Source organism: Microbispora rosea, assembly GCF_044460045.1.
Taxonomy (GTDB): domain Bacteria; phylum Actinomycetota; class Actinomycetes; order Streptosporangiales; family Streptosporangiaceae; genus Microbispora; species Microbispora rosea.
The window spans coordinates 515,192-538,476 of record NZ_JBITJO010000001.1 but is presented as its reverse complement, the minus strand read 5'-3'; the positions used below and the strand labels follow the sequence as shown (position 1 = coordinate 538,476).

22 protein-coding genes are annotated in these 23,285 nt (G+C 69.9%); 15 read left to right on the top strand and 7 right to left on the bottom strand.

Annotation, left to right across the window (positions count from 1 at the left end):
• The first annotated feature begins 194 nt into the window (after positions 1–194).
• Entirely contained in the window at positions 195–1,109 is a 915-nt protein-coding gene (locus tag ACIBK1_RS02555) for an alpha/beta fold hydrolase (RefSeq protein ID WP_030512042.1), read from the top strand.
• Positions 1,110–1,157: 48 nt separating this feature from the next.
• Here ACIBK1_RS02555 and ACIBK1_RS02550 read toward each other — a convergent pair whose 3' ends face one another.
• A complete protein-coding gene (locus ACIBK1_RS02550; RefSeq protein ID WP_396731735.1) occupies positions 1,158–2,201 on the bottom strand; it encodes an RNA polymerase subunit sigma-70 in 1,044 nt (347 codons plus the stop codon).
• Between the two features lie 242 nt (positions 2,202–2,443).
• Between ACIBK1_RS02550 and ACIBK1_RS02545 the strand changes: the two genes are divergently transcribed.
• From ACIBK1_RS02545 to ACIBK1_RS02525, 5 genes are all read left to right on the top strand, one after another.
• Positions 2,444–2,899, top strand: a complete 456-nt coding sequence (locus tag ACIBK1_RS02545; RefSeq protein ID WP_396733114.1) for a cupin domain-containing protein — start codon at positions 2,444–2,446, stop codon at positions 2,897–2,899.
• 120 nt (positions 2,900–3,019) lie between these two features.
• Complete coding sequence (locus tag ACIBK1_RS02540; RefSeq protein WP_051762721.1) at positions 3,020–3,484, top strand: DUF417 family protein; 465 nt, start codon at positions 3,020–3,022, stop codon at positions 3,482–3,484.
• 154 nt (positions 3,485–3,638) lie between these two features.
• Complete coding sequence (locus tag ACIBK1_RS02535) at positions 3,639–4,247, top strand: hypothetical protein (protein WP_396731732.1); 609 nt, start codon at positions 3,639–3,641, stop codon at positions 4,245–4,247.
• Positions 4,248–4,378: 131 nt separating this feature from the next.
• Positions 4,379–6,235, top strand: a complete 1,857-nt coding sequence (locus tag ACIBK1_RS02530; RefSeq protein WP_396731729.1) for a glycoside hydrolase family 15 protein — start codon at positions 4,379–4,381, stop codon at positions 6,233–6,235.
• A 128-nt stretch (positions 6,236–6,363) separates the two neighbouring features.
• The gene (locus tag ACIBK1_RS02525; RefSeq protein WP_030512048.1) at positions 6,364–6,726 is read left to right on the top strand and encodes a nuclear transport factor 2 family protein; all 363 of its coding nucleotides are present in this window, start codon (positions 6,364–6,366) and stop codon (positions 6,724–6,726) included.
• Positions 6,727–6,829: 103 nt separating this feature from the next.
• Here the strand turns inward: ACIBK1_RS02525 and ACIBK1_RS02520 are convergent, their stop codons facing one another.
• From ACIBK1_RS02520 to ACIBK1_RS02510, 3 genes are read right to left on the bottom strand one after another with little or no spacing between them, the layout of a single operon-like run.
• Entirely contained in the window at positions 6,830–7,333 is a 504-nt protein-coding gene (locus ACIBK1_RS02520) for a hypothetical protein (RefSeq protein WP_197042937.1), read from the bottom strand.
• 19 nt (positions 7,334–7,352) lie between these two features.
• Positions 7,353–8,681 carry a diaminopimelate decarboxylase gene (gene lysA / locus ACIBK1_RS02515; RefSeq protein WP_030512050.1) on the bottom strand — a complete coding sequence of 443 codons (1,329 nt, stop codon included), beginning with the start codon at positions 8,679–8,681 and terminating at the stop codon, positions 7,353–7,355.
• Entirely contained in the window at positions 8,678–9,148 is a 471-nt protein-coding gene (locus ACIBK1_RS02510; RefSeq protein ID WP_051762722.1) for an Lrp/AsnC family transcriptional regulator, read from the bottom strand. The genes lysA and ACIBK1_RS02510 overlap by 4 nt, the downstream gene beginning before the upstream one ends.
• 376 nt (positions 9,149–9,524) lie before the next feature.
• Here ACIBK1_RS02510 and ACIBK1_RS02505 point away from each other — a divergent pair, with 376 nt between their 5' ends.
• A complete protein-coding gene (locus ACIBK1_RS02505; RefSeq protein WP_396723452.1) occupies positions 9,525–11,438 on the top strand; it encodes an amino acid transporter in 1,914 nt (637 codons plus the stop codon).
• Between the two features lie 160 nt (positions 11,439–11,598).
• Here ACIBK1_RS02505 and ACIBK1_RS02500 read toward each other — a convergent pair whose 3' ends face one another.
• The gene (locus tag ACIBK1_RS02500) at positions 11,599–11,859 is read right to left on the bottom strand and encodes an SAV_915 family protein (RefSeq protein WP_051762723.1); all 261 of its coding nucleotides are present in this window, start codon (positions 11,857–11,859) and stop codon (positions 11,599–11,601) included.
• A 409-nt stretch (positions 11,860–12,268) separates the two neighbouring features.
• Between ACIBK1_RS02500 and kdpF the strand changes: the two genes are divergently transcribed.
• From kdpF to ACIBK1_RS02470, 6 genes are read left to right on the top strand one after another with little or no spacing between them, the layout of a single operon-like run.
• Entirely contained in the window at positions 12,269–12,358 is a 90-nt protein-coding gene (kdpF, locus tag ACIBK1_RS02495; protein WP_051762724.1) for a K(+)-transporting ATPase subunit F, read from the top strand.
• Entirely contained in the window at positions 12,358–14,019 is a 1,662-nt protein-coding gene (gene kdpA, locus ACIBK1_RS02490; RefSeq protein WP_396731725.1) for a potassium-transporting ATPase subunit KdpA, read from the top strand. The genes kdpF and kdpA overlap by 1 nt, the downstream gene beginning before the upstream one ends.
• A complete protein-coding gene (kdpB, locus tag ACIBK1_RS02485) occupies positions 14,019–16,172 on the top strand; it encodes a potassium-transporting ATPase subunit KdpB (protein WP_396731722.1) in 2,154 nt (717 codons plus the stop codon). Before kdpA ends, kdpB begins: the two co-directional genes overlap by 1 nt.
• Complete coding sequence (locus tag ACIBK1_RS02480) at positions 16,173–17,045, top strand: potassium-transporting ATPase subunit C (RefSeq protein WP_396731719.1); 873 nt, start codon at positions 16,173–16,175, stop codon at positions 17,043–17,045. It abuts the gene before it with no gap.
• Between the two features lie 5 nt (positions 17,046–17,050).
• On the top strand, positions 17,051–19,609 hold the full coding sequence (locus tag ACIBK1_RS02475) for a DUF4118 domain-containing protein (RefSeq protein ID WP_396723448.1): 2,559 nt from the start codon (positions 17,051–17,053) through the stop codon (positions 19,607–19,609).
• Positions 19,606–20,274 (top strand): response regulator, encoded by a 669-nt coding sequence (locus tag ACIBK1_RS02470; protein WP_030512511.1) that lies wholly within the window; start codon positions 19,606–19,608, stop codon positions 20,272–20,274. Before ACIBK1_RS02475 ends, ACIBK1_RS02470 begins: the two co-directional genes overlap by 4 nt.
• A 295-nt stretch (positions 20,275–20,569) precedes the next feature.
• Here the strand turns inward: ACIBK1_RS02470 and ACIBK1_RS02465 are convergent, their stop codons facing one another.
• Both ACIBK1_RS02465 and ACIBK1_RS02460 read right to left on the bottom strand, forming a co-directional pair.
• Positions 20,570–20,716, bottom strand: coding sequence for a hypothetical protein (locus tag ACIBK1_RS02465; protein WP_156081280.1), 147 nt, complete (start codon positions 20,714–20,716; stop codon positions 20,570–20,572).
• Positions 20,717–20,940: 224 nt separating this feature from the next.
• Positions 20,941–21,327, bottom strand: coding sequence for a winged helix-turn-helix transcriptional regulator (locus tag ACIBK1_RS02460; RefSeq protein ID WP_051762904.1), 387 nt, complete (start codon positions 21,325–21,327; stop codon positions 20,941–20,943).
• 159 nt (positions 21,328–21,486) lie between these two features.
• Between ACIBK1_RS02460 and ACIBK1_RS02455 the strand changes: the two genes are divergently transcribed.
• Positions 21,487–22,446 (top strand): quinone oxidoreductase family protein, encoded by a 960-nt coding sequence (locus ACIBK1_RS02455; protein WP_030512513.1) that lies wholly within the window; start codon positions 21,487–21,489, stop codon positions 22,444–22,446.
• A 31-nt stretch (positions 22,447–22,477) separates the two neighbouring features.
• Positions 22,478–23,242 (top strand): SDR family NAD(P)-dependent oxidoreductase, encoded by a 765-nt coding sequence (locus ACIBK1_RS02450; protein WP_396731714.1) that lies wholly within the window; start codon positions 22,478–22,480, stop codon positions 23,240–23,242.
• The last annotated feature ends 43 nt before the right edge of the window (positions 23,243–23,285 follow it).

Genomic DNA, 23,285 nt, shown 5'->3' with positions numbered 1-23,285 from the left:
CCCGCCCGTGTCCCCCGCGTTTGTCCCCCGCGTTTGTCCCCCGTGCGAGCTACCGGCGAATGTCCACTGTGCGGTGACGATCCGGGAACGCCCGATCCGTAGCGTTACGACGCAGCCACGGCGCTGCGCCGGCTTTTCCCGCTACGCCGCCGTGCGCGTCACCCCCGGCGTCGACTCCCTCACTGGAGGACCTCATGCTTCCCAGGATCAAGACATCCGTTGTGGCCGCGCTCTGCTGCACCGTGCTCGGCGCGGCGGTCGCCGGCTGCGACGGCGAAGCGCTGGAGAACTGGGACCCCCTCGCCCCCGCCACGCCGACAGCCGATGCCGCCCCGATCTCCGGGACCGAGAGGATCGAGGTCGGGGGCCGGTCGGTGAACGTGTCCTGTTCCGGCGACCCGGAGAAGGGCAGGCCCGTCGTCATCCTCCTGGCCGGGGCAGGCGACGGGCTGGACAAGCTGGCCGCCGTCCAGAAGACGCTGAGCACGCAGAACCGGGTCTGTTCCTACGACCGGCTCGGCGAGGGCGCGAGCGACCAGCCGGACGGCCCGCAGAGCTTCTCCAGCACCGGGAAGATCCTGACGGGCGTGCTCGACCGCGTCGCAGGCGACGGCCCGGTCGTCCTGGCCGGCCACTCGCTGGGCGGGCTGATCGCCGCCAGGTACGCCCCCGAGCACCAGGACAGAATCAAGGGACTCGTCCTGATGGACGCCACCCCGCCCACCATGCTGAACGACATGACGAAGGCGATCCCCGGGTCCGCCACCGGCCCGGCGGCCGAGTTGCGCGCGCAGAACCTCGCGATGTTCAAGGGCGAGAACCCGGAGAAGCTCGTCGTCGAAGACGGCAGGGTCAGTTCCGCCGGAGACATCCCGGTGGAGGTGATCCAGCACGGCACGCCGTACCTCGCGGCCGTCCCCAAGTACGGCCCGCGCCTGGAACAGGCATGGGCCGCGGGCCAGCGCAAGTGGCTCGCGCTGTCCAGCGGCAGCAAGCTGAGCACGGCCGCGAAGAGCGGCCACTACATCTACGTCGACCAGCCGGATCTGGCCGTCCAGGCGATCGAACGCGTCACCGCGCGGGCCGCGCGTCAAGCTCAAGCTGAATAGCCGCAGATCCCACGGGTGCGGAGGCTGCGCGCCGCCGATGCGCCGGGACTACTCCGTGCCGTCAGCCGGCAGGCGCTCCGGCAGCCCGAGCCGGGGGAACCGGTCGGCGTGAAAGACGACGATCTCGGTGATCGCCCCGCCGACGACGCGCAGGACGTCGATCGTCAGCGGCAGATACGCGCCCTCCCGCTTCTGCCAGAGGTAGAAGGCGACGGCGGGCTGCCGGTTCACGGAGGTCTGGACGGCGCGCAGGTTCTCCAGGCGGTCGAAACCGTCCTCAACCCAGTCCTTCACCACCGCTTCGCGGCCGGCGCACAGGCCCGGCGTGGGCGGCATCGAGCAACGGACGTCGTCCCGCAGCAGTGCGGCGAGCCCGTCGATGTCCGTGGCCACGCTGGCGTCGGTGAAGCGCCGCACCAGCTCGCGCGTCCCGGCGTCCTCCTCGCCGCCGGTCCAGTCCTGCCGCTCGGCGGGCAGGTGCTCCCGCATGCCGGCGCGGGCCCGCTGCAGCGCGCTGTTCACGGAGTTGACGGAGTCGCCGAGGAGCCCTGCGACGTCCTTCGCCGGCCAGCCGAGCACGTCCCGCAGGATCAGCACGGCCCGCGGACGCGGCGCGAGGTGCTGGACGGCGACCAGGTAGGCCAGCTCGATCGTCTCCCGCGCGACGGCGACGCTCTCCGGCTCGTCCGCGTCGCCCGCGGGCAGCTCGTCGAGCAGCCGGTCCGGATAGGGCTGCAGCCACAGCACCTCGCCGCCGGTCGCAGGCTCCGGGCGACACTTGGCGAGCAGGTCCAGGCAGGCGTTGGTGGCGATCCGGTACAGCCAGGCGCGGAACGTCGAACGCCCCTCGAAGGTCTCCCGCCGCCGCCAGGCCCGGAGGAACGTCTCCTGCACCGTGTCCTCGGCGTCCTCGAACGACCCGAGCATCCGGTAGCAGTGCACGTGCAGCTCCCGCCGGTGCCGCTCCGCCAGCGCCGAGAACGCCGGCTCGTCGACGTCGCCCAGACCGCCCACACCCATGCCGCTCACACTCAGACCACTGGCACCCAGACCGCTCACACCCAGCTCCTCCAGCCGCGTGTCCGCACTCATCACGTCATCCTTCCGCCTCGACGTGTTCCGTCGTAGGTGTGACGGGTGCGGGCGCGACAACTCATCACCGGCGTCGGCCGGCATGGCCGATCGATGACCGAGCGTGCGTGCCGGCTCGTTTCCGGGGCTGTCCGCGTAGATCCCGAACTCGGCTGACTACGCTGGATTCGCACGCTGTGGGAGGTCGCGGCCCGTGAACGGCTGGGCGCAGAGGACCGAACAGGAGGCCCGTTGTGATCGGAATGCAGATCATCGGAGGACTGCTGGCCGTCGCCACGCTGACCGCGGCCACGCCTCTCTCCACCTCGGACCAGCCCACCCCCGCCACGACGTCGCCCGCGGCCGTGGAATCGAGGAACCCCGCCGAGACCCTCACGCCACTGCTCCAGCAGAGCCTCCCGAATGTGAAGGGCAAGACCTTCACCTCGGCGATCGTCGACTTCCCGCCCGGCGCGCGTGCGAGGCCGCACCGGCACGGCAAGGCGTTCGTCTACGCCTACGTTCTCGAAGGCAGCGTACGCAGCAAGCTCGCCGGCAAGCCCGCGTGCACCTATCACCAAGGCGAGAACTGGGTCGAGCAGCCGGGCGCCCACCACGTCCTCACCGAGAACACCAACCGCACCGAGCGGGCCAGGCTTCTGGTCGTCTTCGTCTCTGACACCGGAGACAAGCTCAAGGTCGACGACCCGACGTCGTAGCCCGTCCTCCGCGGCGAGCGGCGCCACGGACACGGCCCGGCGTATGGTCGTCGCCCGCCGGCGTTGGCTGATGTTTCGAGTCCTGTACCAAGCGAAATCGACGCGTTGAGCGAGGCTTCGATGGAACTGCAGCGCATCGGCAAAATAGTGCATGGCCTGGGGATTTCGACCATTCGGTATGGTCTTGCGCTCAACCTTCTGGAGATCGGCCGACTGAAATTCGAAGACTACGAGGTGGACAACATCCGCCCCCTCGTGACCGCAAGCCCCCCGCTCGCGTGGCTCATCGCCCGGCTGGGGGAGAAGAAGGTCGCCGGATTGATCGGCGTCACCGAGATCGCCCTGGGCTCGCTGATCGCGGCGAAACCGATCGCGCCGAGAGTGTCGGCCCTCGGCAGCCTCGCCGCCGCCGGCATGTTCGCCACCACCCTCAGCTTCCTTGCCACGACGCCCGAGGCGTGGCAGGAGACCCACGGGGATCCGAAGCTGTCCATCACGGGGCAGTTCCTGCTGAAGGACATCGTGCTCCTCGGAGCCTCCTTGCTGGCGGCCGCGGACGCCCTGCAAGCCGCCGAGAGCCGGTAGCTCGGTTTCACCTGACGTACTCCGAAGGTCGTACGCCGGCCTGCCCTCACTCCTGATGCGGTAGCCGCGACAGGCTTCCCTCGGGTGACGACGGCGGCGAGCGCGGGCGGCAGCATCTCCAGTGGCCATCTCCTCTTCGGAAAGGACGCTGCCGATGCTGTTCATCGAGCTTCGAGTGCCTGTGGGCGTCTTCGACGAGCCGGCTCGACGGCGACTCGCCGAACAGCTCACGGGGCGGCGGTTGCTGTCCGCCGAGTCCGGCACGGCGGGCGCCGATCCCGGCGTGATCGACCTGTTCGACTCGCTCACCCACGTGGTGGTGCGGGAGGAGGAAGTCTGGGTCGCGGGCAAGACCCCGCACGATCGTGCCCAGCGCCCGTGGTGCGTGGTCAATGTGATCGTCGGGATGTGGGGCAAGGAGATGAGCGAGCACCTCATCTCCCGGATCACCGAGGAACTGGCGCAGGCCACGGGCGCATCCGAGCCCCGGGTCGTGGTGAACGTCATCAGCGTGCCCGAAGGAGGCTACGGACTGTACGGGCGGGTCCACCGCTCCGCCGACGTCCTGCAACTGATCGAAGAAGCCAAGACCGGCTCCGCGGCGCCGGTCCCGGACGACATGATCGTGGATCCGGTCTGCGGCGCGACCGTGCCGCTCGCCGACGCCGTCATCCTGGAGCGCGACGGGCGGACGTACGGCTTCTGCTGCCCGCACTGCCGCGGCCACTACGCCAAACAGCTTCGCGAGGCGGAGGCGTCCTGACGACGGCCGCGGTCGCCGGTGGGGCCCGTCAACCGCGATCGGGCGTACGGAACGCTCGGCTGTAATTGCCTTTGCCGCGATTTGCCCGGCCCGTACGCAACGCTGTGGTCTTCTCCGGGTATCGGGCGTTGATGAGCACCACCCCCATCGCCGACCTCGCGTTGGTGTCCGATCGCCATTCCGCCGGCCTCATCAGCAGGGACGGATCGGCCGAGTGGCTGTGCTTCCCCCGGTTCGACGGGCCGTCGGTCTTCGCCCGCCTGCTGGACGACGAGGCTGGGCACTGGTCGATCCGCCCGGCCGTCCCTTTCGAGACGACGCGCCGCTACCTGCCGCAGACGATGGTGCTGGAGACCACGTTCCACACCGGGAGCGGCGTGGTCGTTCTCATCGACGCCCTGCTCACCGGACCGGACGACGGCGGCCACCGGCTCGGCGTCGGAGTGCCGCACCTGCTCGCCCGGCGGGTGTCCGGCCTCGGGGGCGAGGTGCCGATGGAGGTCGATTACCGGCCCCGGCCGGAGTACGGCCTGATTCACCCGATCCTGTCCGTCGTCGACGGCGGCGTGACCGCCCACGGCGGAGCCGAGTGGCTCGTGCTGACCACGCCGGTCCCCCTCCGCATCGACGACTGCAGCGGACACGGCGTGTTCACGGTGCGAGAGGGCGAGACACTGCACTTCGGGATGCAGCGCTCGACGCTGCAGGAGACTCCCGCGCGGGTGTGGGACCAGGCGGAACTGGCGGCCCGGCTGGACGGCACGATCGCCGCCTGGCAGTCGTGGTCCAGCCTCCACCAGGCGTATGACGGCCCGTGGTGCGACCTGGTGCACCACAGCGGGCGGGTGCTGCAGGCGCTGTCCTTCCAGCCCAGCGGCGCGATCATCGCGGCCGCCACGACGTCGCTGCCCGAGTGGGCCGGCGGTGAGCGCAACTGGGACTACCGCTACACGTGGGTCCGGGACGCGTCACTGACCATGAGCGCCCTGTGGGTCGCGGCCTGCCCCGACGAGGCGAGCGACTTCTTCTCCTTCCTCACCACCGCAGCCCCGTCTCTGGACAAGGACCGCGCGCTGCAGATCATGTTCGGCGTCCGCGGCGAGCACGACCTGACCGAACGCACCCTTCCGCACCTGCGCGGCTGGCGCGGCAGCCGACCGGTACGCGTCGGAAACGGCGCGTGGAACCAGCGGCAGATCGACGTGTACGGCGAGCTGCTGGACGCCGCCGCGCGCCTCGAACACCAGATCGGCGGCATCGACGACGACGTCAGGCGCTTCCTCGTCGCCTGTGCCGACACCGCGGCCGAGCGCTGGACGGAGAAGGACCAGGGCATCTGGGAGATACGCGGGGAGCCACGCGACTTCCTGTACTCCAAGCTCATGTGCTGGGTGGCGCTGGATCGCGGCATCGCCCTCGCCGGTCTTCTGCGGGCGCAGGATCGTACGCAGTCCTGGCGGCGGACCCGCGCCGAGATCCGCGACACGCTGCTGCGCGAGGGCTGGAACGAGCGGGTGGGGGCGTTCACGCAGTCCTTCGGCTCCGACGAGCTGGACGCCAGTGCCCTCATGGTGCCGATCATCGGCTTCCTGCCACCCGACGACCCGCGGGTGCTGTCCACGATCGACGCGATCGCGGAGCGGCTCACCGACGATCAGGGCCTGGTCTACCGCTACCGCACCGCGGACGGCGTCCACGGCGTCGAGGGCGTCGACGGCCTCGCCGGAGAGGAGGGCACCTTCCTGTTGTGCTCGTTCTGGCTGGCGCAGGCGCTCGCCGTGTCCGGGCAGGTCGGCCGGGCCAGGGAGGCGTTCGAGCGAGCCGCCGCGTACGCCAACGACGTGGGCCTGCTGTCGGAGGAGGTCGACCCCGGGAGCGGCGAGCTGCTCGGCAACTTCCCGCAGGCGTTCAGCCACATCGGGCTCATCAACGCCGCCTGGGCCATCGACGAGGCCGAACGAACCGCACGGGCCGGCGGGGCGGCCTGAACAGGCGCGGGGGAAGCAGCCAAGTCGCGGACTCGGAGACGAAATCCCCACCCTTGCGCTAGTTGTACGCCACCGTTCGCCCCGTATCGTCCCCCTCAGTGATCCCGGCTGCGTGAGAAGGGACCCGCATGTCCGACGACGCGGTGCGACGCGTTTTCCGATCAGTCGATTCGTTCGATCCCGACGATTTCGGGCGACTGCTGGCCGAGGACGCCACGCTGGTATTCGGCAACGCCGAACCGCTTGCGGGACGCGAGGCCATCGTCGCCGGACTGCGGGAGTTCTACTCCACCATCGGCGGCCTGCAGCACCGGATCGTCCGGAACTGGCGGGTGGACGCCGACATCATCGCCGAGACCGAGGTGACCTATCGGAGACTCGACGGCAAGGACGCGAGCGCCGTAGCCGTATCGATCTGGCGCACCCGCGACGACGGCCTGATCTCGGACTATCGCATATTCGTCGATCTCGCCCCCGTCTACGCGATCTAGCACTCCACCGCCTTCGCGGTCGAGGTGGCACGAGAACGGCACAGAAGCCGACGCCTGATGGGCGCGAAGATCGGAGACCGGATCGGGCTGACCGTCGCCGCTCTCAGCGCCCTCTGGCCGTGATGGTCCGCCATTCACCCTCCCACCCGGCCACGGCGCGCCGCGCGGTCCACGCGCGGCGTCCGGACCGGACGAGATGACCGGCGGTCCAGATGCCGCCGGCCACGGTCGGTCCCGCGAGCAGGGCGATCACGACGACCATGGCGGTCGGCGCGGGGCCGGGAGCCGGCTCCTCGCCGCCGTCGACCCACAGGGCCAGCCGGTCTCCTGCCCGGTGCCCGGAGGTCGTCACCGTTCTGCCCGTGTGGGTGCGGCCGTCCCGGCCGGTCCAGACGACCTCCACCGCCGTGGCGGGCAGAGCGGCGGACCGGGCCGCGGCGACGGGGGTCCGGAACACCCGTACGACCTGGGCGGTCACCTGCCGGTGGCCGTCGGTGTAGGCGTCCGCGTCGTGGATCAGGAGCGCGCTGACGATCGCGCTGGTCACGCAGGCGACGGTCATCAGGAGCGCCGGCGTCAGGACGCGCCCTGTCGATGAGGCGTGCACGATCTTCCTTACGGCCTTCTCAGAGGCCGACGTCACGGCGCAGCAGGTCGTCGAGGCCTTCGCGGCGCACGACGAGGCGGGCCTTGCCCCGGCTGACGGCGACGACCGGCGGGCGGCCGGTCATGTTGTACGTCGAGGCCATCGAGTGGTTGTAGGCGCCGGTGGCGGCGACGGCGAGCACGTCTCCGGGGCGGATGTCGGCGGGGAGCGCGGCGGCCTCGGCCAGCGTGTCCCCGCTTTCGCAGTGGTGGCCGACCACGGTGAAGTCGCGCTCGCCCTCGTGCGTCGCCCGGCCGATCATGCGCATCTCATACCGCGAGCCGTACATCGCGGGCCGGGGATTGTCGCTCATGCCTCCGTCGACCGCGACGTACGTGCGGCGCAGCCCCTTCTTGACGGCGATCACCCGGTAGAGCGTCACGCCGGCGGGCCCGGCGACGGCCCGTCCGGGTTCGACGGTCAGCCGCGGCGCCGGCAGGCCGATGCCGGCGCAGCGCCTCTCGACGGTCGCGGCCAGCGCGCCGAGCCGGGAGGGGGCCAGGCCGGTCTGCCCGCGCGTGTACGCGATCGCGTGACCGCCGCCGAGGTCGAGCTGGGGCAGCGTCACGCCGTGCGCGTCGCGGATCCGCGCGAGCTGCTCCACCAGCACACGCGCGCTCTGCTCGTACGGCTCGGCGGCGGTGATCTGGGATCCCAGGTGGCAGTGCAGGCCGACCAGTTCCAGGCGCGGCTGGCGGAGGATCCGGTTCACCGCCTCCCTCGCCCCACCGGCCGCGATCGACAGCCCGAACTTGTGGTCCTCCCCGCCCGTGCGGATGGCGGCGTGCGCTCCGGCTTCGATGTCGGGAATCACCCGCACCAGCACCTTCTGCCGCATCCCCGCGGGGACGAGCGCGGCGAGGCGGTTGATCTCGGCGAGATCGTCGATGACGATGCGGCCGACGCGCTCGTCCACCGCGGCGCGCAACTCCGCCGGGGTCTTGGCGTTGCCGTGGAGGATGATCCGGTCCGCCGGGAAGCCGGCGGCCCTCGCCACGGCCAGCTCACCGGCCGAGCACACGTCGAGGGCGAGCCCCTCGGACCGCACCCAGGCGGCCATGGCCCGGCACCAGAACGCCTTGGCGGCGTACGCGACCTCGGCCCGGGGCAGCGCGGCGCGGTAGGCGCGGCACCGCAGGCGCACGTCCACCTCGTCCATCACGTACGCCGGGGTGCCGAAGCGCGCGGCCACCTCCATCAGGTCGACGCCGCCGACCTCCGCATGCCCGTAGGCGTCGAAGCGCGCGGTGGCCGGCCAGGGGCCGTCGGCCGTCTCCGTCGTACGCGGTGGTGTGATCAGCAGGCTCATTTCGTTCTCTTCTCCGCCAGGAGCGCCTGGCCGAGTCCGGTGACCGTACGGGTCACGATCTGGGTGCAGGTGGTGTCGGCGCCCGCGTCGCGGAGCGTCGCCACCGCCAGTTCGAGGTCGTCCATGCTCCGGCAGGCCACGCGTACCTCGATGTCGGCGTCGCCGAGCAGGACCAGCGCGCTCAACACCGCCGGTATCCCACGCAGCCGCCGCTCGTAGGTCGCGCACGTCACGTCGTGGCGCAGCCGGACGCGTACGACGGCCTGGATCGGGCGGCCGAACGCCGCGGGGTCCACCTCGACGCGGACGGCGGCCAGCGCGCCGCTGTCACGCAGCCTGCGCAACCGGGCGGAGACCGTGCTGTCGCCGAGCGCGAGGTCGCGGGCGAGGGCCCGCACCGGAGCACGGCCGTCTCGCGTCAGCGCCTGGAGCAGCGACCGGTCGACGTCGTCGAGGGATCTCACCACACACCGCCTCCTGAACGGCCCTGACGAGCCGAACGGGCAACAGCCCGGAAATGGGACACACGACACGCTAAGCACGGGCCGGCCCAGAGGCGGGCGATCCTGACGCGATCCCTACGGCGGGCCCGCCTAATCTGACGCCCGATTGACACGCGCTGCTTGTGAGGGGACGGCCGGCCGGTCGCCCCGCGGGAGCGGACGCCGCGCCCCCCGAGACGCGTGAGCCCGCCCACGAGACCTCGTGACCCGAGCGCCGTCGTCACGTTCGGTGATCGAACAACTTCCGCTCTTGACGCCTTCTTGACGCCCTGGCCTCTCTGACAGCGATAAACGCGCCAGTAGTGTGCATGCGTTGCTTTACGCGTCCTTGATGCCGGAGGTGGCCAGGTTGGGGCGTTCTGTCGCCACGCCGACGGGTCCGGTGCGTACCTGGTTGCTCGAAGGTCTCCAGACCGATCGCAAGGAGATCGAGCACGGGCCGCACGCGAAGCACCCGTGGTGGCGGGTGATGTGCCTGACCGGTGTGGACTACTTCTCCACGCTCGGCTACCAGCCGGGGATCGCGGCGCTCGCCGCCGGGTTCCTGTCTCCGCTCGCCACGGTCTTCCTGGTCGCTCTCACGCTGCTGGGCGCGCTGCCGGTCTACCGCCGGGTGGCGGCCGAGAGCCCGTACGGCCAGGGCTCGATCGCGATGCTGGAGAAGCTGGCGCCGCAGTGGTGGGGCAAGCTGTTCGTCCTGGCCCTGCTCGGCTTCGCGGCCACCGATTTCGTCATCACCATGACGCTGTCGGCCGCCGACGCGACCGCGCACATCCTGGAGAACCCGTTCGCGCCGCACTGGCTCCAGGGACAGCGGGTGCCCGTCACACTGTTCCTGCTGGCCCTGCTCGGCGGAGTGTTCCTGATGGGCTTCACCGAGGCGATCGGCATCGCGGTGATCCTCGTCCTCGTCTACCTCGCGCTCAACGCCGTCGTCGTGGTCACGTCGATCATCCACGTCCTTCAGGCGCCCCAGATGGTCGTCGACTGGACGCACACGCTGGACGCCGGCTACAGCGGCCCACTGGCCATGATCGGCCTGTCGCTGCTGGTCATGCCGAAGCTCGCGCTGGGCATGTCGGGCTTCGAGACCGGCGTCGCCGTGATGCCCGTCGTCAGGGGCGACGTACGGCAGCGCATCACGGGCACCAAGCGCCTGCTCACCGTGGCCGCCCTCGTCATGAGCGTCTTCCTGATCTTCTCCAGCTTCGTCACGACCATGCTGATCCCCCACGAGGAGTTCGGGGAGGGGGGCAAGGCGAGCGGCCGTGCGCTGGCCTACCTGGCGCACACGTTCCTCGGCGAGTGGTTCGGCAGCGTGTACGACGTCTCCACGATCGCGATCCTGTGGTTCGCGGGCGCCTCGGCGATGGCCGGCCTCATCAACCTGGTGCCGCGCTACCTCCCCCGGTACGGCATGGCGCCCGAGTGGACCGGGGCGGTGCGGCCCCTGGTGCTCGTCTTCGCGGCGATCGCGTTCGCCATCACGATCATCTTCGACGCCGACGTGGACGCCCAGGGCGGCGCCTACGCCACAGGCGTGCTGGTGCTGATGCTGTCGGCGGCGGTCGCGGTGACCCTGTCGGCGTTCAGGAGGGGCCAGACGGCCGCCTCGATCGGCTTCGGGCTGATCGCGGCGGTCCTCGCCTACACGCTGGTCGACAACGTGATCGAGCGGCCGGACGGCGTGAAGATCGCTTCCTTCTTCATCGCCGCGATCATCATCACCTCGGTGATCTCCCGGGCCACCCGTTCCACGGAGTTGCGAGTGACCGAGGTCGACCTGGACCCATTGGCCGAGCAGTGGGTGAACGGGGCCGGCGGCCTGATCCACCTGATCGCCAACGAGCCCCATCAGCGTGACCAGGACGAGTACAACGACAAGCTGCGCGAGCAGTGGCTCAACCACCGGCTGCGCAGCGACGAACCGGTCATGTTCGTCGAGGTGACCGTGCCGGACGCCTCGGAGTTCGAGACGGAACTGCACGTCCGGGGCGAGGAGCGCTACGGGCACAAGATCCTGCGGATCGAGAGCTCCGCCGTGCCGAACTCACTGGCCGCGCTCCTGCTCCACCTCCGCGACCGCACCGGCGCGGTGCCGCACATCTACTTCCACTGGGCCGAGGGGAACCCGGTGCTCGCCATGCTGCGCTACCTGGTGTTCGGCGGCGGCGACGTGCCTCCGCTCACCCGTGAGGTGCTGCGCAAGGCGGAGCCGGACCTCGAGCGCAGGCCTCACGTCCACGTCGGCTAGTGGGCTGGTCCCCGCCTCTCGGTGTGCTTCTCGGGGTCCTGCCGGTCGAGGTCGTGCCGGAGACCGCTGGGGTTCTCCTGTCCGCGTGAAGGCGGATTCCCGGCCGTCAGCGGCTCTGCGAATCGGTCTTGGTCGGTGAGGTTCTGTTGGAGGATGCACATCACGCGGTCCTGGGGATCGGCCGGCTCATCACGCCGGCGGGGTCGATCACGATGCCGATCACGCCGAGATCATCGGTCATGCTCCGCAGCGCGGGCTCACTCAGGCGGACCCAGTCCTGGCCGCTGCCCAGCACCTTCGTCAGCCGGAGCGGCGAGGTGAAGGCCACCGCCGTCCGCGTGCCCGCGGCCGTACGGAACAGGCGTAGCGCCAGGGAGAACGAACTGCGGCGAACCGGCACATATAAGGGATCTTCGAGCATCTCATGCCTTCCAGAGGACTCTACGAAGGCGACGTTAGATTCCACGCGACCAGCGGGAACGCCATCGCTACGGAATCCCGACGCCATGCCGCGGAAAGCTGACGCGACGTTGACGCATGGCCGCGGTCCTGGTCGCGCCCGCGCGTGACGGCGCGCCGGCCATTCGACTGCTTCTCCACCCAGCCGGCCGCGTAGGAACCGCGTAGCTATTCCGGCGTCCGGCGTATGAAAGGCGTCAAGAACATCAGGGCCTCCTCGAACCTGGCGCTTTGCTGGTTTGTGGCCGTCTGTCCGGCGGCCAGGCAAGCATCCGGATTTGAGGAAGTGAGATGGCTGACGTCATCTTCGTCGCCCTGACGGTCGCGATATTCGCGATCTGCGGGCTCGTAGTGAAGGCGGTGGAGCGCCTGTGAGCGCTGTCAACGCCGTGGGTCTGGTCGTGGCCGCCGGCCTGGTGATCTTCATGGTCGCGGCCCTGCTGTTTCCGGAGCGTTTCTGATGTCGCCGACCACGGCCGGGATCCTGTTCATCGCATCCCTCGTCGTCGCCCTGGTGCTGACGCACCGGCCGCTCGGCGACTACATGTACCGCGTCTACAGCGGCACGCGGCACCTGGCCTTCGAGCGAGTGATCTACCGTCTCATCGGGGTCCGGCCGGACACCGAGCAGCGATGGGGCGTCTACGCCCGCAGCGTGCTCGCCTTCTCGGCCGTCTCGATCCTGTTCCTCTACGGCTTCCAGCGCCTGCAGGACAAGCTGCTGCTGAGCCTCGGTTTTCCCGGGGTGACGGACCACGTGGCGTGGAACACCGCGGTCAGTTTCGTCACCAACACCAACTGGCAGGCGTACTCGGGTGAGTCCGCGATGGGCCACCTCGTGCAGATGGCCGGCCTGGCGGTGCAGAACTTCGTGTCGGCCGCGGTGGGCATGGCCGTCGCGGTCGCGCTCGTGCGGGGCTTCGCCCGCAAGCAGACGGAGAATCTCGGCAACTTCTGGGTGGACCTGGTCCGCGGCACGATCCGCATCCTGCTGCCGATCGCGTTCGTCGGGGCGCTCCTCCTGGTGGCCGGCGGCGTCATTCAGAACCTCTCGGGCATCCACGAGATCTCCACGCTGGCCGGGGGCACGCAGGGCATCACCGGCGGGCCGGTGGCGAGCCAGGAGGTCATCAAGGAGCTCGGCAACAACGGCGGCGGCTTCTACAACGCCAACTCCGCCCACCCCTTCGAGAACGCGGCCTCGTGGACGAACTGGCTGGAGATCTTCCTGATCCTCATGCTGCCGTTCGCGCTGCCGCGCACCTTCGGCCGCATGGTCGGCGACCGGCGGCAGGGCTACGCGATCGTCGCGATCATGGGCGTGCTGGCCCTCGCCTCCGTCGCGCTGGTCACCGGGCTGGAGATCGCACACCACGGCACCGTTCCTCAGGCGGTCGGCGCCGCGATGGAAGGCAAGGAGGTCAGGTTCGGCGTGCCGAACTCGGGGACCTTCGCCGCGGCCACGACGCTGACCTCGACCGGCGCCGTCGACTCCTTCCACGACTCCTTCACCGCGCTCGGCGGCATGATGACGATGTTCAACATGATGCTGGGCGAGGTGGCGCCCGGCGGGGTGGGCGCCGGCCTGTACGGCATGCTCGTGCTCGCGGTGATCACCGTCTTCGTCGCCGGCCTCATGGTGGGCCGTACGCCGGAGTACCTGGGCAAGAAGATCGGCTCGCGAGAGATCAAGCTGGCCTCGCTCTACTTCCTGACCACCCCGGCGCTCGTGCTCGTGGGCACCGCCCTGGCCATGGCCTCACCCGAGCAGCGGGCGAGCATGCTCAACTCCGGGCCGCACGGCCTGTCCGAGGTGCTCTACGCGTTCACCAGCGCCTCCAACAACAACGGGTCGGCGTTCGCCGGCATCACCGTGAACACCCCGTGGTACGACACCGCGCTCGGGCTGTGCATGGCCTTCGGCCGGTTCCTGCCGATCGTCTTCGTGCTCGGCCTCGCCGGCTCGCTGGCCAGGCAGGCCCCCACGCCGGCCTCCGCGGGGACGCTGCCCACCCACCGCCCGCAGTTCGTCGGCATGGTCGTCGGCGTGACGATCATCGTGGTGGCGCTGACCTTCCTCCCCGCTCTGGCTCTCGGCCCGCTCGCAGAAGGAATCCAGTGATGACAGTGCTCCAGGCGCCGGAAGCTCCGGGCCAAGCGCCCGCTCCCGGGAAGGGCGGCAAGGTGAGCAGCGGCCTGCTCGACCCCAAGCAACTCGTCACCTCGCTGCCCGACGCGCTGCGGAAGCTGAACCCGGTGACGCTGTGGCGTAACCCGGTGATGCTCGTGGTCGAGGTCGGTGCGGCGTTCACGACCGTGCTGGCGTTCAGCGATCCCTCGTTGTTCGCCTGGGCGATCGTGGTGTGGTTGTGGCTGACGGTCGTGTTCGCCAATCTGGCCGAGGCGGTGGCCGAGGGCCGGGGCAAGGCTCAGGCCGCGACATTGCGGGCGGCCAAGCGCGACACCACGGCGCGCCGTCTCAAGGACTGGCGGCCGGGACAGGCGGCGGTCGAGTGGGACAGCGTCGGCGCGCCGGAACTGCGGCAGGGTGACCATGTCGTGGTCGAGGCGGGAGAGGTGATCCCGGGTGATGGCGATGTGGTGGAGGGCATCGCCAGTGTGGACGAGTCGGCGATCACGGGTGAGTCCGCGCCGGTGATCCGCGAGTCGGGCGGGGACCGCTCGGCGGTCACGGGCGGCACGAAGGTGCTGTCGGACCGGATCATCGTACAGATCACGCAGAAGCCCGGAGAGAGCTTCATCGACCGGATGATCGCCCTGGTCGAGGGCGCCAACCGGCAGAAGACCCCCAACGAGATCGCTTTGAACATCCTGCTGGCCGCGCTCACGATCATCTTCCTGATCGCCACCGTCACCATGCAGCCGCTGGCCATCTACTCCAAGGCGCAGAATCCAGGCGTACCGGACACGCCCGCGCTCGGCGCCGAGGGGGTGAGCGGGGTGGTGCTCGTGTCGCTGCTGGTCTGCCTGATCCCGACCACGATCGGGGCGTTGTTGTCGGCCATCGGCATCGCGGGCATGGACCGCCTGGTGCAGCGCAACGTGCTGGCCATGTCCGGCCGTGCGGTCGAGGCCGCCGGAGACGTCAGCACCCTGCTGCTGGACAAGACCGGCACGATCACGTTGGGCAACCGGCAGGCGGCCGAGTTCCTCCCGGTGCCCGGGGTGCCCGTCATGGAGCTCGCACAAGCGGCGCAGCTGTCCAGCCTGGCCGACGAGACCCCCGAGGGCCGTTCGATCGTGGTCTATGCCAAGAACGCCCACGGCCTGCGTGAACGGCGTCCGGGTGAGCTGGCCCACGCCGAGTGGATCGCCTTCACCGCCCAGACCCGCATGTCCGGGGTCGACGTCGACGGGCGCCGGGTCCGCAAGGGCGCCGCGACCGCCGTGATGAAATGGGTCCGCGACAACGGCGGCCAGCCGGGCGGGCACGTCGGGGAGCTGGTCGACGGGATCTCCGCCTCCGGCGGCACCCCCCTGGTCGTCGGCGAGATCACCGACGGCGGCACCGCGCGCGTGCTCGGGGTGATTCACCTCAAGGACGTCGTCAAACAAGGCATGCGCGAACGGTTCGACGAGATGCGCCGGATGGGCATCCGCACCGTCATGATCACCGGAGACAACCCGCTGACCGCCAAGGCCATCGCCGACGAAGCCGGCGTGGACGACTTCCTCGCCGAGGCCACCCCCGAAGACAAACTCGCACTCATCCGCAAGGAGCAGGAAGGCGGGCGGCTGGTCGCCATGACCGGCGACGGCACCAACGACGCCCCCGCCCTGGCGCAGGCCGACGTGGGCGTGGCGATGAACACCGGCACCTCGGCCGCCAAAGAAGCCGGGAACATGGTCGACCTCGACTCCAACCCCACCAAACTCATCGAGATCGTCGAGATCGGCAAACAACTACTCATCACCCGCGGAGCGCTGACCACCTTCTCCATCGCCAACGACATCGCGAAATACTTCGCGATCATCCCCGCGATGTTCGCGGCGGTCTATCCCGGCCTGGACACGCTGAACGTCATGCGGCTGCACAGCCCCCAGTCGGCCATCCTGTCCGCGGTGATCTTCAACGCCCTGGTCATCGTCGCCCTGATCCCCCTCGCCCTGCGCGGCGTCCGATACCGCCCCTCCAGCGCCTCCAAGCTCCTCAGCCGCAACCTCTATGTCTACGGCCTCGGCGGGATCATCGTCCCGTTCCTCGGCATCAAACTCATCGACCTACTGATCCAGTTCCTTCCGGGGATGTCATAAATGGAACGCCTGCCAAGCTGGATTCGCCAGCACCTCGCGGCGCTGCGCGCGCTTCTCGTGCTCACCCTGGTGACCGGAGCGATCTACCCACTGCTGGTCACGGGCATCGCGCAGGCCGTGATGAACGGCAACGCCAACGGTTCCCGCCTCCAGGAGGGCGGCAAGGACGTGGGCAGCGCCCTCATCGGGCAGAGCTTCACCGACGGGGACGGCCTCCCACTCACGAAGTACTTCCAGAGCCGTCCCTCCGCGGGCGGGTACGACCCGCTGGCCTCGGGCGCGAGCAACCTCGGCCCGCAGGACGTTCTCGACACCCTCCCGGTGCCGGGCGCGAAGGACGACGAGGGAAACCCCGACACCGGCAGGCAGAGCCTGCTCACCCAGGTGTGCGCCCGTTCCAAGGAGGTCGGTGCGCTGGAAGGCGTCAGCGGGGCCCGGCCGTACTGCACCGGCGACGGGGTCGGCGCGGTGCTGAAGGTCTTCCCCGCCGTCGGCACGCCGACCCGGGTGGTCAGCGTCAACCAGGCGTGCCCGGCCACGCCGTTCATCCCGGTCTACCAAGGGGTGAAGGTCGAGTGCGGCAAGCCGGGCGAGGACTACGCGGCGGGCCGTACCGTGCCGGTCCGCGGAGACGCCCGAGCGGTCGTCCCGCCGGACGCCGTCACCGCGAGCGGCAGCGGCCTCGACCCGCACATCTCCGTCGCCTACGCCGAACTGCAGGCTCCCCGGGTCGCCAGGGAACGAGGGCTGGACGTACACAGGGTGCGGGCCCTCATCGGGCGGCATACCACCGGCAGGGCGCTCGGGTTCATGGGCGAGCCCGGCGTGAACGTGCTGGAGCTCAACCTGAATCTGGACAGGCTGAAGGGATGAGGTAGATGGCGCGCGGGCGGCTGCGGATCTACCTCGGCGCGGCACCCGGGGTCGGCAAGACCTACGCGATGCTCAGCGAAGGTCGCAGGGCCACGGAGCGGGACAAGGACGTGGTCGTGGGTATCGTCGAGACCCACGACCGCCCCCGCACCGCCGGACTCCTTGAGGGCATGGAGGTCCTCCCACGGCGACGTGTCGTCTACAAAGGTGCGACCTTCACCGAGCTGGACGTCGAGGCGGTCATCGCCCGCGCACCAAAGATCGTCCTGGTCGACGAGCTGGCGCACACCAACGTGCCCGGCTCGCGCAACGTCAAGCGCTGGCAGGACATCGACGAGCTCCTCGACGCCGGGATCGACGTCGTATCAACGGTGAACATCCAGCACCTGGAGTCGGTCAACGACGTCGTCCAGGAGATCACGGGCGTCCCGCAGCGGGAGACCGTGCCCGACGAGGTCGTACGGCGGGCCGACCAGGTCGAGCTGGTCGACATGTCCCCCGAGGCGCTGCGCCGCCGGATGGCCCACGGAAACGTCTACCCACCTGAGAAGGTGGACGCCGCGCTCGCCAACTACTTCCGGGTCGGCAACCTGACGGCGCTCCGCGAGCTGGCCCTGCTGTGGGTGGCGGACAAGGTGGACGAGCAGCTCGACCGCTACCGCGCCGAGCACGGCATCGCGGGCACCTGGGAGGCCCGGGAACGCGTCGTCGTCGCGCTCACCGGCGGGCCGGAGGGCGACACCCTCATCAGGCGAGCGGCCCGCATCGCCGCCAGGAGCAAGGGCGCCGACCTACTGGCCGTGCACGTCACCCGGGCCGACGGGCTCGCCGGCGGCGACCCGGCGCTGCTGGCGCACCAGCGCACGCTGGTGGAGAGCATCGGCGGGACCTACCACCAGGTCGTCGGCGATGACGTCCCCCGCGCGCTGCTCGACTTCGCCCGCGGCGTCAACGCCACCCAGCTCGTGCTCGGCGCCTCCCGGCGCGGCCGGTTCGCCCAGATCTTCTCCCGCGGTGTGGGAGTCCAGACGACGGCCCGCTCCGGCTCGATCGACGTCCACATGATCACTCATGAGCAGGTCAGCAAGGGCAGGCATCCCTCACGGTCGCAGGCCGCGCTCACCCGCAACCGGCGGATCGCCGGCTGGACCACGGCGATCCTCGGGCTTCCCCTCCTGACGCTGGCGCTGCTGCCGTTCCGCCACGACCTGTCGCTGCCCAGCGAGATCCTGCTGTTCCTGCTCGCCGTCGTGGGCGTCGCCCTGATCGGCGGCAGGTGGCCCGCGGTCACCGCCGCGGTGGGCGGCTCGCTCCTGCTGAACTACTTCTTCACCCCGCCCGTCAGCCGGTTCACCATCGCCGACCCGGAGAACCTGCTCGCCCTGACGATTTACGTACTGGTCGCGATCATGGTGAGCACCGTCGTCGACCTCGCCGCCCGGCGCACGCGCGAGGCCGCACGGGCCCAGGCCGACGCCGAGGTGCTGTCCACCCTGGCCGGGCACGTGCTGCGTGGCGAGCACGCGCTGCCTTCGCTACTCGCCAGGCTGCGGGAGACCTTCGCGCTCACCTCGGTCACGCTGCTCGAACGCCGCCCCGACGCCACGACGAGCCCCGACGTGCACTCAGAACCTGAGGCGTGGCGCATCGTCGCCACCGCCGGGGGTGCCCCCTGCACGTGTCCGGCTGTCGCGGACACGGATGTGGCCGTCGACGACGACCTCGTCCTGGTCCTGCGCGGGCGGCTGCTCGACGCCGCCGACCGCCGCGTGCTCCAGGCCTTCGCCGCCGAGGCCGCGGTGGCCCTCCGACAGGAGCGTCTGCGTGAGGAGGCCGAGAAGGCCAAACCACTGGCGGAGGCGGACAAGATGCGCACCGCGCTGCTGGCCGCCGTCAGCCACGACCTGCGCACTCCTCTCGCCTCGGCGCGCGCGGCCGTGGAGAGCCTGCGCGCGACCGATGTCGACTGGTCCGCGGAGGACCGCGAGGAGCTGCTCGCCACGGCGGACGAGTCGCTGTACAAGCTCGACCGGCTCGTCGCGAACCTTCTCGACATGAGCCGGCTGCAGGCCGGAGTGCTCGGGCTGTCGCTTCAACCGGTGGCGCTGGAGGAGATCGTGCCCCGATCGATCGACGACCTCGGACCGCTGAGCGACCAGGTGGAAGGGGACATCGCGCTTGAGCTTCCCGAGATCGTCGCCGATCCCGCACTGGTCGAACGCATTCTGGTCAACCTGATGACCAACGCCGTCCGCTACAGCCCGGACGGCGGGAAGGTTCTCATCACCGCGAGTTGGCACGGCGACAACGTGGAGATACGCGTCGTCGATCGTGGTCCCGGCATTCCATTCGAGGCGTACGACCGCGTCTTCATGCCCTTCCAGCGCCTCGGAGACCGGGACAACCACACCGGCATCGGCCTCGGCCTCGCGCTCTCGCGCGGCCTGGCGGAGGCCATGGGAGGCAGCCTCACGCCCGAGGAGACCCCGGGCGGCGGTCTCACCATGGTCCTCACCCTGCCGATCTCCTCGCGAGCCGCCATCGCACAGGGGGGAACGACATGACCCGAATTCTTGTCGTCGACGACGAGCCCCAGATCCTCAGGGCACTGCGCATCAACCTGGCCGCCCGCCGATACGAGGTCGAGGCCGTCGCCGACGGCTCCTCCGCCCTGCGCGCCGCCGCCGACTGGCGCCCCGACGTGGTGCTGCTCGACCTCGGTCTGCCCGACATGGACGGCGTGGACGTCATCCACGGCCTGCGCGGCTGGTCCTCGATGCCGATCCTGGTCCTGTCCGGACGCACGGCCACCACCGACAAGATCGCCGCTCTGGACGCCGGCGCCGACGACTACGTCACCAAGCCCTTCGGCATCGACGAACTCCTCGCCCGCGTGCGAGCGGTGACGCGCAGAGCGGCCATCCAGGCGCACGAACTCGCGTCCGTCAAAATCGGCGACCACGTGGTGGATATGACGAGCAAAACAATCTCGGGGGGACTGCGGCTCACCCCGACGGAGTGGCACCTGCTGGAAATCCTGGTCCGCAACCCCGGCAAGCTCATCAGCCAGCGGCACCTGCTCGCCGAAGTATGGGGCCGCACCCACGTCAAGGAGACGAACTATCTGCGTCAGTACATGGCGCAACTTCGCAAGAAGCTCGAACCCGACCCCTCTCACCCCGTGCACCTGGTCACAGAGCCGGGAATGGGCTACCGGTTCACGCCCTGAACCAGGCGGTTCCGACTGACGAGCATGAGTTCGCCCTCGACGCCCTCGCAGGAGGGGAGGGACGTCAATATCGCGTCAGAAGTCATCTCGGAGGCGTAGGAGTATCGTATACAAAACGGCGCAAAAGACTTTGAATGCGCTTTCATCGAGGCATGAGGTTTCGCGTCATTCGCCCCGCCCCACTCGAATTTCTCTTGGTGGGTGGATTCGTATCGGCCGTACTGTCCTGCGCCGCCGCATCGGCCTTTTCCACCATCGCTGATCGGGTGATGACCGTCGCGATCGTCGTGGCCGTTTACGCGGCACGAGGCCGGAGCCTGATCAACGCGTCGGCCACGGCCACCATGGCGTGGATGTTCCTCACCGGGTTCCTGGTGAACGACGCCGGAACCCTCACGTTCTCCCCGGCCGACATGGCCAGGCTGGGGATCCTCCTCGCCATAGGACTGCTCGGCGGCGCTGTGGGCGTGCTGCGTGGCCTTCGTCCTCGTCATCCGATGCGTTACCGACGCTCTCCCCTCCTGACCCGGTCTCTCCACCGGCGCAGCCGGGACCTCCCGGCGCTCGCGGGTGCCCGGCACCTTGGCGCCGAGCGCGACCCCGGGCTCGTCGACGCGGATCAACACTCCGGCCTGGTCGAATCTCGGCAGCCCGGATCTGCCACGTTCATCTGGCGTCGAAGGTCGTCCTGGACTCCAGAATGCCTGGGGCGTTGTCCTCGGCCCATCCGGCCAGGTCGCGGACGATTTTGAGCAGACTGAGCCCGCGCGAGGTCAGCGCGTAGTCGACTCGCGGGGGAGTGGTGTCATGGACGGTCCGCGTCACCAGACCGTCCCGTTCGAGGCCGCGCAGTGTCGTGCTGAGCATGCGCTGGGTGATGGGCGCGCTCATCCGGCGCAGTTCGTTGAACCGCCGGGTGGTGTCGCTCAGCTGGCAGATGACCACCACCGACCACTTGTCGCCGACCCGTTCGAGTACGTCGCGGATCAGGTCGCGCGCCTGCTCGCATCGGTCTGCGGCGGTGTCGTCCGCCTGCGGGATCGGATGCGTCATACCATGCAGTATACGAGCTATACCAGGTTCCTGTAAGGAACGGTTCTCTCGGCGATACCTGGGCATGTCGAAGTGCCTTCTTGCCGCCTCCGTCAGCCTCGTGCAACGGTACTGAAGTCGTACCAGGTATAAGAAGAGAACCACCGAGGAGCTGCGGCTATGCAAGCAGTCGGCCTGTATGAGTTCGGAGGGCCCGAGGTGTTGCGGGTCGTCGACCTGCCGGAGCCGCATGCCGGGCCCGGCGAGGTCCGGGTGCGGGTGCGTGCGGTCGCGGTGAATCCGGCGGACACGCTGTTGCGCTCCGGCGCGCTCGCGCGGCTGTTCACCGGGGTGCGGGCGCCGTACGTGCCCGGGATGGACGTCGCCGGCATGGTCGACGAGATCGGACCGGGCACGGAGACCGCGCTGGCACCGGGAGACCCGGTGATGGCGATGGTGCATCCGATCGGCCCGGCCGCGGGCGGCTACGCCGAATACGTGGTGCTGCCGGTCGGCTGGGTCGTCCGCGCCCCCGCGGGCACCGACCACACGGCGGCGGCCACGCTGCCGATGAACGGACTCACCGCGCTGCTGACGCTCGATCGGCTCGCACTCGCGCCCGGCTCGGTCCTCGCCGTGATAGGGGCCGCCGGGACGCTCGGCGGCTACCTGGTCGAGCTGGGCAGGCACGCCGGACTGAACGTGGTCGCGGACGCCGCGCCCGCCGACGAGGACCTGGTCCGCCGCTCCGGCGCGGCGGACATCGTGGCCAGAGGATCCGACGTCGCCGAGCGTATCCGGGCCCGGTATCCGGACGGTGTGGCCGCGATCGCCGACACGGCGCTGGTCGGGCCACGCCTTCTTCACGCCGTACGCGACGGCGGTCAGTACGCACGCTTCCGCACCGCCGGCGAGCCCGGCGGCCAAGAGATCGACGGCGGCGGCCGTGTCACGGTGCTGACACCGTTCGTCCCCGACTACGCGGGGCGGACGGACAAGCTGGAACAGGTCCGCCTGCTCGCCGAGTCGGGCCTGCTCACTCCCCACGTCGCGGCGGCCCTGCCCGCGGCCGAGGCGGCCGAGGCGCACCGGCGGATCGAGGCCGGCGGTCTTCGCGGCCGGCTCGTGCTCACCTTCTGACATCGCCAACCCGCACATCAAGGGAGTAGTCATGCCTGCACGTTTCGCAGAGAAAGTCATCCTGATCACCGGTGCCACCTCCGGCATGGGCCGTGCCGCCGCCGAACTGATCGCGGCCGAGGGCGGACACGTTGTTCTGGCCGCACGTGGCAAGAACGCCGGCGACGCGCTGGCCGCCGCACTGCGCTCCGCCGCAGGCGAGGCCACTTTCGTACCCGCCGACGTGACAGTGGAGGCCGAGATGGCGGAGCTGGTCCGGCAGGCGGTGAGCCGGTACGGCCGACTCGACGGCGTCTTCAACAACGTCGGTGCCGCCACCGCGGTCGGGCCGGTGACGGACGTGGACGGCGACGCCTGGCACGCCGACCTGGCCCTCAACCTCAGCAGCGTCTTCTTCGGCCTGAAGCATCAGATCCCCGCGCTACGGGCCGCCGGCGGTGGCGCCATCGTCAACAACGCCTCCGTACTCGGCGTCACCGGGCAGGCGGGCATGGCTTCCTACAGCGCTGCCAAGCACGGCGTGCTCGGGCTGACCCGGTCGGCGGCGCTCGACGTGGCCGGGTCCGGCATACGAATCAACGCCCTGGTCACCGGTGGCGTCGACACGCCGCTGCTGCGCGGCAACCTGGGTCCGTCACCGGAAGAGTCCCTGCGCGCGGCGGGGGCGATGCACCCGATCGGACGGATCGCTCAGCCGGAGGAGATCGCCGCGTTCGTGGCGTTCCTGCTGAGCGACGAAGCCCGGTTCATCACCGGTGCCGCGCTCGCCATCGACGGCGGAATGACCGCCGCCTGAGGGTGTGGGGAAGACCCGCCTGATCACGAATCCGGGTGAACCG